Annotated in this window: 9 protein-coding genes; 4 read left to right on the forward strand and 5 right to left on the reverse strand. The window is 59.4% G+C overall.

Annotation, left to right across the window (positions count from 1 at the left end):
* From GOB85_RS17355 to GOB85_RS17365, 3 genes are all read right to left on the reverse strand, one after another.
* Positions 1 to 1,571, reverse strand: a 1,571-nt coding sequence (locus GOB85_RS17355) for a site-specific integrase (protein WP_173578695.1), incomplete at its 3' end; no start/stop codon positions are given.
* 4 nt (positions 1,572 to 1,575) lie between these two features.
* Positions 1,576 to 2,607 carry a tyrosine-type recombinase/integrase gene (locus tag GOB85_RS17360; RefSeq protein WP_081500010.1) on the reverse strand — a complete coding sequence of 344 codons (1,032 nt, stop codon included), beginning with the start codon at positions 2,605 to 2,607 and terminating at the stop codon, positions 1,576 to 1,578.
* Positions 2,608 to 2,664: 57 nt separating this feature from the next.
* Positions 2,665 to 3,522, reverse strand: a complete 858-nt coding sequence (locus GOB85_RS17365) for an ATP-dependent helicase (protein ID WP_242011606.1) — start codon at positions 3,520 to 3,522, stop codon at positions 2,665 to 2,667.
* 157 nt (positions 3,523 to 3,679) lie between these two features.
* Here GOB85_RS17365 and GOB85_RS17370 point away from each other — a divergent pair, with 157 nt between their 5' ends.
* The 3 genes from GOB85_RS17370 to GOB85_RS17380 are packed head-to-tail and all read left to right on the forward strand — an operon-like array spanning position 3,680 to position 9,055.
* A complete protein-coding gene (locus tag GOB85_RS17370) occupies positions 3,680 to 4,444 on the forward strand; it encodes an ImuA family protein (RefSeq protein ID WP_173578694.1) in 765 nt (254 codons plus the stop codon).
* Positions 4,359 to 5,882, forward strand: a complete 1,524-nt coding sequence (locus tag GOB85_RS17375) for a DNA polymerase Y family protein (protein WP_242011607.1) — start codon at positions 4,359 to 4,361, stop codon at positions 5,880 to 5,882. Before GOB85_RS17370 ends, GOB85_RS17375 begins: the two co-directional genes overlap by 86 nt.
* Positions 5,879 to 9,055 carry an error-prone DNA polymerase gene (locus tag GOB85_RS17380; RefSeq protein WP_173578693.1) on the forward strand — a complete coding sequence of 1,059 codons (3,177 nt, stop codon included), beginning with the start codon at positions 5,879 to 5,881 and terminating at the stop codon, positions 9,053 to 9,055. The genes GOB85_RS17375 and GOB85_RS17380 overlap by 4 nt, the downstream gene beginning before the upstream one ends.
* A 66-nt stretch (positions 9,056 to 9,121) precedes the next feature.
* On the opposite strand, the gene GOB85_RS17385 is transcribed toward GOB85_RS17380, so the two are convergent.
* Together GOB85_RS17385 and GOB85_RS17390 are read right to left on the reverse strand one after the other, a co-directional pair.
* Entirely contained in the window at positions 9,122 to 10,540 is a 1,419-nt protein-coding gene (locus tag GOB85_RS17385; RefSeq protein ID WP_026018899.1) for a DHA2 family efflux MFS transporter permease subunit, read from the reverse strand.
* Positions 10,541 to 10,588: 48 nt separating this feature from the next.
* On the reverse strand, positions 10,589 to 11,155 hold the full coding sequence (locus tag GOB85_RS17390) for a hydrolase (protein ID WP_003618841.1): 567 nt from the start codon (positions 11,153 to 11,155) through the stop codon (positions 10,589 to 10,591).
* Between the two features lie 108 nt (positions 11,156 to 11,263).
* Between GOB85_RS17390 and GOB85_RS17395 the strand changes: the two genes are divergently transcribed.
* On the forward strand, positions 11,264 to 11,923 hold the full coding sequence (locus tag GOB85_RS17395) for a TetR/AcrR family transcriptional regulator (RefSeq protein WP_173578692.1): 660 nt from the start codon (positions 11,264 to 11,266) through the stop codon (positions 11,921 to 11,923).
* Positions 11,924 to 12,205 lie beyond the last annotated feature (282 nt).

The following is a 12,205-nucleotide window of genomic DNA, read 5'->3' on the forward strand; positions in this document are numbered from 1 at the left end:
GCGATTGGCCTGTTCCGAAGTTGAAAGAGAAAATGTACATGTTCACCGGTTCGCCGATCAAGATGTTTGCGGGGTGACGCTCGTTTTTTCATCCAGGCCGTAATGTACTTATGAACAGCATGGCCGACCGGTTTAGTGTACGCGACCGAAGTTTTACCTTCCGGAACATCAAGCCAGCAGACCTGCCCTGCCGGAACGACGTTGCCAGACTGATCAACCACATCCTCTGATTGCTCGCGCGTGCAGCCGACCCGAAGTCGGGCGATCTCATTGCTCCGAAGACCTGCATGTGTCCACACCACGGCGATTGCCTGCAACAGGGCGAATGGATAGAAACAGTCAGGAGAAAGATCGTCTGGTTCAATGTTGAAGCTGGCCCAGGTCAGTTTCAGCCAAGAAGCATCATCTATGGTCCTAGGATTTACGCCAAGATATTTCGCAATATTCTTCGGTGTCGAGAGATGATATCGCGGATTACACCGGAGCTGCGCCCATTCCCAACTCTGAATATCAGATAAAAACCGACGCATAACCTGATAATAAGCAACTTTCGTTGGAGCCTGTAGAGGCTGGCCAACTGTTGGGATCAGACGATAATCAAAGGTGGAACCGCCCCAATCGCCAATACGTAACCTGTCGACGGCGGCGAGATAGTCGGCACATACCGATACCGTCCATTGCTCTGGTCCTGTGACCTCAGGATGCTCGCGACCCAACCAGATTCCGATACGGGTCAGAGTGTTGTAAACTGCTCGCCTCGACCCTTCTCGCAAGGTTGTTGTTTCCAACCAACGTCGGCACCATGTCATCCACTCAGGATTGATATTATCAGTTTCAGTTCCATGACGAGGTTGGTATGCCCGGAAATGAATAACCTTCGATGTAAGCCCCATTGCGGCCAAACCGTTTGACAATATTCCAATCCGCTTGGCGATATGATTTCCTGTGTAACACTCTCGTGTATGTTCCAGTATCTTCCTATCAAAACTTTCAAGTTTTGGATTCTCGCCTTGTAATGCAACTGCAGCAAATACTGATGGTACGAGGGGCCGAACGGTCTGACAGACGAAGCCGACACGGGTTAGGGCCGAGAACAGACGCTCACATTCTGTATCAACAATCTCCGCTCCAAAAACCAATCGGGCAACGACAGCCGTCGCCACATTGCGTTGAATTTTGTACACGCTTCGAAAACCACACAGAAGATAAGCGACTGCAATCAACTGCGGTACCATTCCGGTTTTTTTCAGAACAGGACTATTATTGATAATCTCAACCCACAGGTCTTCACTCCACCCCCAGTAGGGTTTTTCCTGGTGTGCGACCGTCAGAAGCAAATACTTCAAAGCACGATGGCTGTTAGCGCGGTCGAGATTGCTGCGATACAGGATGTCCGTCAGAGGCTTATGAAGACGCGGAGCCTGCCGTTTCGTAATAACAAGATTTTCTTCTTTCCAACGTCTGACAACTTTTAATTCGTCTGCAGACAATGTCGCCCGTCTGTCGTATTCATCGAGATTAATGTGGAATTTGTATTCGGGCTGGATGTGAGAAACCTGATATTCGGCCACTGTTCTATCCTCCGAAGACCCTGTTACCAAGATTCATATCCATCTGTTCGACCGAGTGTGCGATTTTACGGAGAAGATCTTCACCAGATAGATGGATATAAAGTGTCGTACTTTGAACATTGCGGTGTCCGGCATACGTTGCGATATCGTGCAGACGCCAGCCTGACCGGGCCAAGTGCGTCAGTCTCAGATGTCTCAAGGTATGAGTACTGAACGCCGGTATGCCGGCTTGAAGGGCAAGACGTCTGACAGTTTTGCTCCATGACCACTTCGTTATGGGCTGTCGAAAGTTTCGATCTGACTCAGACAGAAACAAGGCACCTGAATGGGTTGTCGCACCGCGTCGACGATGTAAATACACTGCCAACACAGGACAAATCACTGCTGAGTAACAAACCACTCGAGCGTGTGCACTTTTACTCGTCTCAGCCCGAATAGTGAGGAGACGTCTCGCAGGGTCAATATCCGACACCCTCAAACCTACTAACTCTTCTCGGCGCAGTGCGCCATAGTAGGCCAAGGCGAACATGAGGCGATTTCTGACTGTTTCCTGTGCGACTATTTCTTGCAAGCGAGCCCATTCTTCGTCAGATGGCAAATATGGCAGTAATTTGGAACGACGTACCAAACCATACCTGAACCCGACATGCTCCGAGAGTGGGCCGCGCCCTACAACCGCCTGCCCTCGCGGCACCGGATTTCGATGTTTGATTCCTTCAAAGACCAAATGATCATACCAAAGTCGGACGGCGGACAGGCGCTGATGAAGCGTAGCATTGCTCACAGCAGCGCGAGTGGATAGGAAAGGAACGTCTTCTCCACGTAAATACCTTACAAATAGTGAAACATGACTCAAAGTTGCTGCCTCAGGAGCAACACCTGCTGCCTCACAAAAAAACAGATACTGTTCCAGACCTCTGGCATAGGCGTCTATGGTAGCGGGCGAACGGCCAAGATTGTCGAGCAACGAAAGCCATAAGCATCCTTGAGAGTTCTCAGAAACCTGCGGATATCGTGACCATTTAGGCTCAGGCATCGTACCCTCCCTTTGCAACACGAAGGTATAGATTCAAGCCGATGTATTCCAACTAACTTATAAGATCGACTGCGCGTCATCGCCCACCACCGTCAACCCGCTCCCGTCGGGTTTCATGCCCAGCAGGATCTCCGCCTGCAGCCGGTTGGTATCCTGATACTCATCCACCAGCACATGATCCCATTTGCCACCGATGTCGGCGGCCAGAACCGGGTCACTGACCATCTGCGCCCAGCACAGCAGCAGGTCGTCGTAATCCAGCACACCCTGCTCCTGCTTTGCCGTGACGTAGCCGGCAAAAAGCTGTCTGAGCTGCGCTTCCCACCCCGCGCACCACGGATAGTGCTTCAGCAGCACATCGGCGAGCCGCGCGCCCGAATTCACCACACGGGAATAGATGGCCAGACACGTGCCTTTGCCGGGAAACCGCTTCTCGGTTTTGGAAAATCCCAGATCGTGCCGGATCAGATTCATCAGATCGGCGGAATCCTCGCGGTCATGGATCGAGAAGGCCGGGTCCATACCGATCTGCTGCGCATATTCCCGCAGCAGCCGCGCACCGATGGAATGAAACGTCCCGGCCCAGGCCAGCGCGTCAGCCAGTGGGCCAGCCTTGTCGCCGAGGACGGTGCGGCAGATCCGCTCGACGCGCCGTGTCATCTCGACACTGGCACGCCGGGAGAAGGTCAGCAACAGGATACGCCGCGGATCAGCCCCCGAAGCAATGAGATGCGCCACCCGGTGCGCGAGCGTATTGGTTTTGCCCGATCCCGCGCCCGCGATGACCAGCAGCGGGGATGACTCCGCCCCGCCTGCCAAGACTCCGGTCCCATGCGTGACCGCCTGTCGCTGGGCGTCATTCAGACGGGACAGATAATCGTCGCTGTTTGGGATGGGAGAAGTCTCTGAATTCAATTCCTTAAGGTACCTTCACCAATGATTCCGGGTGGTTATGCGCCCTGCATCATGCCTGACGCGTCACGAATTTGCATTGACTTCCATCGTCGCATCAGAACAAATCACGAACATATAATCATGAAATGCACCTGCACAAGGGACATCGAACCGTGACATGACCGCTGAAACCCATAAAAAACTTGGTCTGGAAACCCTGCGGGCGGCAATCAGCCGTCTCGAAGGCCATAGTGACCGACGCCGCACGGTGCTGCCCTTTGGCGTGCGTGAGATCGACGGTCGACTGCCGGGCGGCGGTCTGGCGCTCGGGGCGCTGCATGAGGTAGCGGGAGGCGGGAATGACGCCCTGCACAGTGCGGCTGCCGGTCAGTTCTGCGCCGGGATTGCGGCCCGCACGCGCGGCAAGGTGCTCTGGATCGTTACCCGCCAGGATGTGTTCGCTCCCTCCCTGAAACAGGTCGGGCTGTCGGCACGGCGGACCATTTTTGTCGAGGCCAGTTCAGACGTCGATGTGCTGGCCTGTTTTGAGGAAGGGTTGCGGCATGGTGGCCTCGGCGCCGTTGTCGCCGAGGTCGCCCGTCTGTCCATGACGGCGTCACGCCGCCTGCAACTGGCGGCCGAGACGTCCGGTTCCCTCGGCATCGCCATCCGACGCTGGCAGCGGCAAACGGATGCGGCGGATTTCGGCCAACCCACAGCTTCCGTCACACGCTGGCGGGTCTCCGTCCTGCCATCCGTCCCGCTGCCGGTTCCCGGCGTCGGAAGACCGCGCTGGTTGCTGGAACTGATCCGCGCCCGCGCAGGCGAATGTGCCGATTTTGAAGTGGAGGCCTGTGATGGCAAGGGTCGTCTCTCTTTACCTGCCGCTCTGGCCGACGGATCGGATCAGGAAGCGGCTGGGCAAAGACGCGCCAGCGCCTGAAGTGCCGCTGGCACTGGCCGGTCGTGAAGGACGGCGACGGGTCGTGCTGTCGGTCGATCTGGCCGCCCGCAAGCTGGGGCTGCGTCCCGGCATTCCGGTGGCCAAGGCCCAGGCACTGTATCCCGATCTGGTGCTGTTGGACGCTGATCCTGACGGTGACAGGCTGGGTCTTGAAAAGCTGGCCCTGTGGTTCCAGCACCGTATCGCGCCCATCGTGGCCGTCGATGCGCCGGACGGGCTGGTGCTCGACACGACGGGGGCGGATCATCTGCATGGCGGTGAACTCCCCATGCTCAAGGACATGGTTCATCGCATGGCGGGCACCGCCTTTCGGGCAAAAGCTGTGGTGGCGGACACGTGGGGCGCTGCGCACGCCATCGCCCGCTATAGTCGGGCACCGATTGCCGTTGTGCCCTCAGGCGGAACAGCCTCTGCTCTGGCCGATCTCCCGGTTGAAGCACTGCGTCTGCCCTCCACCATTATCGAGGGGCTGGCCACGTTGGGGGTATCCCGCATCGGGCAACTAGCCGCCATGCCCCGCGCTCCTCTGGCCCTGCGGTTCGGTCCGGATGTGGCCCGCAGGCTGGATCAGGCGTTCGGGCGCATTGGGGAGGCCATCGTACCAGTCCGCCCGGTCGATCCGGTCGAGGTCAGCCGGAACTTCGCTGAACCCATCGGGGCTGCGGAGACCATTGCCCGCTACATCGGCAAGCTGGTGCCGCTGCTGTGTCAGGGACTGGACGAGCGTGGACAGGGCGTGCGGCGTCTCGACCTGCTGGTGCATCGGGTGGACAGCCACACCGAGGCGATCCGGGTGGCCACGGCCATGCCGGTGCGCGACGTCAAGCGCCTGACCCGGCTGCTGTGCGAGAAGATTGAGACTATCGATCCGGGCTTTGGCATCGAACGCATGGTGCTGATTGCCTCGCTGGCCGAACCGATGGACCGGCGGCAGACCGTCTCCTCCCTGATCGCCGAGGAAGAGGCCGATGTGTCCGACCTGATCGACACGCTGGCCAACCGTGTCGGCACGCAGGCGCTGTACCGGTTTGCTCCGGTGGAAAGCGACCTGCCCGAACGCTCCTTCTGCCGCGTGCCCGCGCTGGCGCCCGAGGAGACGAAGGACTGGCCCGAGCACTGGCCACGCCCGACACGCCTGCTGGCGCGGCCGGAACCCGTGCAGGCGATGGCGGAACTGCCGGATCAACCGCCGCTGTTCTTCATCTGGCGAGGCGTGCGGCGGAAAGTGAAATGTGCCGATGGTCCGGAGCGCGTGTTCGGCGAATGGTGGAAGAATGACGCCGAACTGACCATCGCCCGCGATTATTTCCGGGTGGAGGATACGAGCGGCGAGCGCTTCTGGCTCTACCGGGCGGGTGATGGCGAGCATGGCGAGACCGGCTCGCAGGGCTGGTTTCTGCACGGAATTTTCGGATGAGCACCTCGGCACCGCGTTACGCCGAATTACAGGTCACGACGTATTTCTCGTTCCTGCGTGGAGCCTCCTCCCCCCTTGAACTGTTCGCGCAGGCAAAAGCTCTTGGCATTGAGGCGCTGGGCATCTGTGACCGTAATTCTCTGGCCGGGATAGTGCAGGCCCATGTCGCGGCGAAAGAGGTCGGGCTCCGCCTTGTTGTGGGATGCCGTCTCGATCTGGCCGATTTCCCGCCCGTTCTGGTCTACCCGATAAACCGCGCCGCCTATGGCCGCCTGTGCCGTCTGCTCACCATCGGTAAGGCGCGGGCTGGAAAGGGCAAATGCAACCTGCTCTGGGAGGATCTGGTCGCCTGGGGCGAGGGCCAGATCGTCATCATGATCCCGGACGCGGTAGACGATGCCTGTGCCCTGCATCTGCACAAGCTGAAGGACGCCTTTGCCGACAGGGCCTATCTGGCGCTGACGCTGCTGCGTCGCCCCAATGACCAGATGCGGTTGTATGAACTGGCAAACCTGGCGCATCAGGCACGGGTGCTAACCGTTGTGACCAATGACGTGCTGTTCCATACCCACGACCGGCGCATCCTGCAGGACGTCGTCACCTGCATCCGGCACAACACCACCATTGACGAAGCCGGGTTCGTCCGCGAACGTCATGCCGACCGTTATCTCAAACCGCCACAGGAAATGGCCCGGCTGTTTGCGCGCTATCCCGAAGCGGTAGCCCGCACCATGGATATCGTGGAGCGCTGCCGTTTCTCCCTTGACGATCTGGCCTATCAGTATCCCGATGAAGTGTCCGTGCCCGGCCAGACACCCCAGCAGGCGCTGGAAGAACTGACGTGGGAGGGCGCCCGTTCCTGCTATCCAGACGGCGTACCGGATGAGGTGGCGGAAACGCTCCACCATGAACTCGGCCTGATCGGGCGGATGCAGTATGCGCCGTATTTCCTGACCGTGAACAGCATCGTCCGCTATGCCCGCAGCCAGGACATTCTCTGTCAGGGACGTGGCTCGGCCGCCAACAGTGCGGTCTGCTACGTACTCGGCATCACCGCCATCGACCCCGCCCGCAACTCCTTGCTGTTCGAGCGCTTCGTCTCCGAAGAGCGGGGAGAGCCGCCGGACATCGATGTGGATTTTGAACACGCACGCCGTGAGCAGGTCATCCAGTGGGTCTATGAGCATTACGGGCGTGACCGTGCAGCCCTGACGGCCGTGGTGATCCGCTATCGCGCCAAGGGGGCTTTGCGGGATGTCGGCAAGGTCATGGGCCTGCCAGAAGACCTGATCCGAACGCTCTCGGGCCAGATTCATGGTTGGGGGCGCAGGCTGGACGATGACGCGCTCAACGATGCAGGCATTGATCTCTCTGACCGACGCATCCGCCTCACCTTAGATCTAGCCCGCTGCCTGATCGGTGTGCCCCGCCATCTGTCGCAGCACCCCGGTGGTTTTGTGCTGACACATGACCGACTGGATGAACTGGTGCCCATTGAGCCTGCTTCGATGGAGTATCGCCAGATCATCGAGTGGGACAAGGACGATATCGACGTCCTGAAATTCATGAAGGTGGATATCCTGGCGCTCGGTATGCTGACCTGCATGAAGAAAGGTCTGGACCTGCTCGGGGAACACAAGGGCCAGCACTTCACCCTCCAGACCATTCCGGCCGAAGATCCGCGCACTTACGCCATGATCAGGAAGGCAGACACCATTGGCGTCTTCCAGATCGAAAGCCGGGCACAGATGTCCATGCTGCCACGGCTCAAGCCGCGCATGTTCTATGACCTCGTCATTGAAGTGGCGATCGTGCGCCCCGGGCCAATCCAAGGGGACATGGTGCATCCCTATCTCCGCAGGCGCGAAGGGATCGAACCGGAAAACTATCCCACCCCGGAACTGGAAGCGGTTCTGAAAAAGACGCTTGGCATCCCGCTGTTTCAGGAACAGGCCATGCAGGTGGCCATGATCTGCGCCGGCTTTACCGCAGCCGAAGCGGATCAGCTTCGGCGGGCCATGGCGACTTTCAAAAATACCGGTACCGTCTCGCAGTTTCAGACACGCCTGATCGAAGGCATGCGCGCCAATGGGTATGACGAGGACTTCGCCGAGCGGATCTATCAACAATTGGAAGGCTTCGGTTCTTACGGATTTCCCGAGAGCCACGCGGCAAGTTTCGCCATTCTGGCCTATTCATCCTCATGGATGAAATGCACCCATCCGGACGTATTTCTGGCCTCGCTCCTGAATTCCCAGCCGATGGGTTTCTATGCACCGGCACAACTGGTCCGTGATGCGCGCGAGCATGGTGTGGAGATCCGGCCCGTCTGTGTGAATGCCTCACGCTGGGACAGCACGCTGGAAGGACCGGAAAGACCAGATGGGATGTTCGCCGTGCGGCTGGGCATGAGCCTGGTAAAGGGGCTGGCCAATGACGATGCCGCCCGGATTGTTGCCGCACGGGCCTCACGCCCCTTCGCGTCGGTCGATGATCTGTGGCGTCGGGCGGGTGTGAAAGCGGCAGCCTTGACCCATCTGGCCGAGGCGGATGCGTTCCGGCCCTCGCTCGGGCTGGCACGGCGCGAGGCGCTCTGGGCGATCAGGGCTCTGCGCGATGAGCCTCTGCCGCTGTTTGCGGCAGCGCAGATTACGCGGGAAGCGGAGGAACCGGATGTATTGCTCCAGCCCATGCGCGACGGGGCGGAGGTGGTGCGGGATTACAACCGGCTTGGCCTAAGCCTTCGCGATCATCCGCTGACCTTTCTGCGCGAGGATCTTCGGACACGGGACATCATAACCTGTCGGCACGCCTTGAACGCAAAGGACGGAAAGCGCCTTACTGTGGCAGGGCTGGTACTGGTCCGGCAACGGCCCGGCTCTGCCGAAGGCGTGGTGTTCATGACGCTGGAGGACGAAACGGCAAACATGAACGTCATCATCTGGCCGGATCTGTTCGATGCGAACCGACGCGTGGTACTGGGCGGGCAGATGCTGGCGGTAATGGGCATGCTCCAGAAGGAAGGTGACGTCGTGCATCTGGTGGCTAAGGAGATCACCGACCTGTCGGGCTTGCTGGCCGATGTTGGGAACCGGTCCCTGCATGAGGTCGGCACTGCACAACAGGAAGCCAGATCTGAACGGATGACGGTGAAATCAAGAAACTTCCACTAGCCCATGCGCTTACGTGATAATTCTGCTGGTCGACGATGTCGTCTTTCGCCCTCAAAGCAGAAAAATTCAGCAGAGCTTGCCTGAGTTGCGGTTGTTTTCTGAGTGGTTGATGAAGCGCGTCGTGAGCAGCAGAACGCCATGAAATAACGCGAGCACTCCAAATGCTTCAGCAAAAGCCTCTGATGGGATATGAGACGGACCGGTTGTCGCGAGCCGCCATCCAAGGAATGTGGCGCACACCGTGGTCAACGTCGGCCCCCCGATCCTTTGCATGATGTTCAGCGCAGTCGTTGCCATGGGAATATCGTCCCGAGCGATCGACGCATACCCCGCGCTCATCGCCGGAATGCCCACGGCTCCTCCACCACCGCGCAGAAGCAGGGCGACACTGAGCAGGGCGGCGTTCAGACCGTTATAGGCGAGCACAGCCAGAATCAGTGTTCCAACCAGCGAAAGCAGCGCGCCGCAACCGGTCAGATCGCGCGCGTCAAACCGGTCACTCAGACGACCAATGAGCGGATAGACGCACATCATTCCCAGGCCCAGCGGGGCCATGAGCAGGCCCGTCCGCTCGGGCGAGACACCGCAGGCGTGAATCAGCCATACGGGTAGAAGCATCTGACCAGCGAACGACACCCCGTTCGTCAGAAACATGATGATCGCCGACACCGAAAAGGCAGGCGCACGCAGCAGGCGCAGGTCGATCAGCGCGTCATCGCCCTTGCGTCGCGCGGATCTGACATACAGGACGAACAGCACGAGGGACGCGCCTAAAGTCGCCTGTCCATAAAGCCAGGCGACATGATCCATCCCGTAAAGAAACGAGACGAGAGCGGGAGCGAGAAATCCTAGCCCTGTCAGGTCAAGTGGACGGGGGCGCTCGTCATGCCGATCGTCAGGGAGAAACAGAACGGCAAGGGCAAAAGCCGCAAGCCCGACCGGCACATTGAGAAGAAAGATCCATCGCCAGGACGCGATGGAGAGAATGGCACCGGCGACGACGGGTCCAAGAAGCGGCGCGAGCAGAACAGGTGCCGTCATTGCGCTCGCGACCCTCGGCATCTGTCGGCCCGCCACACGAGCCACCGTCATCTGAGCCATAGGGGCGAGCAGTCCGCCCGCCATGCCTTGCAGCAGACGGAATACGATCAGGGACGGCGCAGACCACGCTAGTGCGCACAGGCCTGATGTCAGCGTGAAGGCACCGAAGCACCATAAATAGACTGCCCGCCCCCCGAGGCGGCTTACAAGCCATCCATTCAGGGGCAACGTCAGGGCGAGTGCCAGCAGATAGCCGCTTACCACCCATTGAATGTGTGAAAACGGAGCGTGCAGGGTCGCGACAAGATCTGGGAGCGACACATTGACAATCGTGGCGTCCAGTTGCGCCATGAAAGATCCGACCGCCGCGACGCTCACGATTTTCCAGGTGCCCCGAGGCAGTTGATCCGAACTCTGGGATGGCAACGATGTTCTGGTGTTCATGAACGATCTCGTCGGGAACCGCGAGACGCGCAGACATGAACCATGCGTTTACGCATCCAGCGCGATCGCCTCGCTCGTCGTGACACGGCCAAGACGGGGAAAAATCTCCTCGCAGGCAAAGCGCTGCATCTCTTCGGTGAATGTGGACATAACATCCTCGGCGAGCACGACGTTGTATCCATGCTCATGAGCCCCCCTAGCGGTGGACTCCACGCCCAGATTGGTCGCGATTCCGCCCAGGACGATGGTGGTGATGCCGCGCCGCCGCAACTGAAGGTCGAGATCCGTGCCGTAGAAGGCACCCCATTGCCGTTTCGTGATACGCAGATCATTCGGTCCGGCGAGCCCGTCAACCAGTTCGGTCCAGTCGGGAGCAAAGCCTCCGGGCGGCGAAAAGGAGCGATCGACGACCGCATGCACCGCGTCCGCGAAATCGGGCGCGAACGCGACATTCACCAGAATGACGGGAGCACCGGCGGCCCGGAAACGCGCCGCGAGTTCTTTCGATCGTTCGACGATCGTGGCCCCCGGTATCGGGGCCAAAGGCAGTCCCGTGATTCCCTTCTGGAGATCGATCAGGACGAGGGCCGTCCGGGTGGGCGGAAGTGAAATCATGGCGTGAGCTTCCCTGTTGACGTTCGCGCGACCGTCCCGAAGCGTTGTCCAGACCGCACGGAACCGTTAGAAGTTGAGCAGATACTCAAACAGGAGCATTATTTGAGGATGGACTCAAATACGTCAAGAGCAAAACGGACACCTCTTCAGCCGCTACGCTCGGCCGGACGCCAGCGCGTCGAGGAACTGCTCGCGGCTGCGTCCGACCTGATGGCGGAACGCGGTTACGAGGCGACGACCATGGCGGAGATCGCCGCGCGCGCCGGGGCGAAGATCGGCTCGCTCTATCGCTTCTTTCCGAACAAGGAGGCTGTGGCGGACGCTCTGGTGCAGCGGCATATCGCCATTCTGGAAGACGAATACGCAGCACTTGCCAAACGTGCGGCCACGCTTTCGCCGGAAGCGTTGGCGGATATCCTGATCGAACTGCTTGTCACGCTTCATCCGCGTGTGAAATCGCTGTCCGCCCTGATGGAGGCGCGGACTGACAAGATGGAGATCCGCGACCGCGCGCGAGGTCATGCCGTGGCCGGAATTGCGGCGGCGCTGCGCGTGTGTGCGCCGGGACTGGATGAGGCGCTGGCGAAAGACATGGCGGCGGTCGTTCTGAACACCATGAAAGTGCTGCGCAGCATGCTGGCGAACGACGCGCCCACGACGTCGGGCGCGCCCGATGAGTTGCGGCGGATGAACCGACTTTATCTTTCCGACAGGCTGGCGCCGTTCCGGCGCGGTTCAGACAGCGCAACGGATGGAAAGACACGCTAAATGCGAACCGGAGACGAAGCCACACTCTCCCGGTGTGATGCGTCCTTCGACTGACGGCGCGAGAGATCGGCCGCACTTGCGAAGTGCGAGATGCGCAGCGGCGGCTTCCGCCCTCATGGGAGACATCCAAACAGTGCTGACCATGTCCGAAAGCTGACATTGCTAAGCGCACCCTGATGAACAGAGTTTGAGACAAAACTGGCATTCGCAGTTCTTTCCGGTGACGACCGTTACCGGTCAGACAGGACATATGGACGATTACCAAGAATGCACTTGGGTTAA

The organism is Acetobacter fallax (assembly GCF_011516735.1).
In the GTDB taxonomy this organism is placed as follows: Bacteria; Pseudomonadota; Alphaproteobacteria; order Acetobacterales; family Acetobacteraceae; genus Acetobacter; species Acetobacter fallax.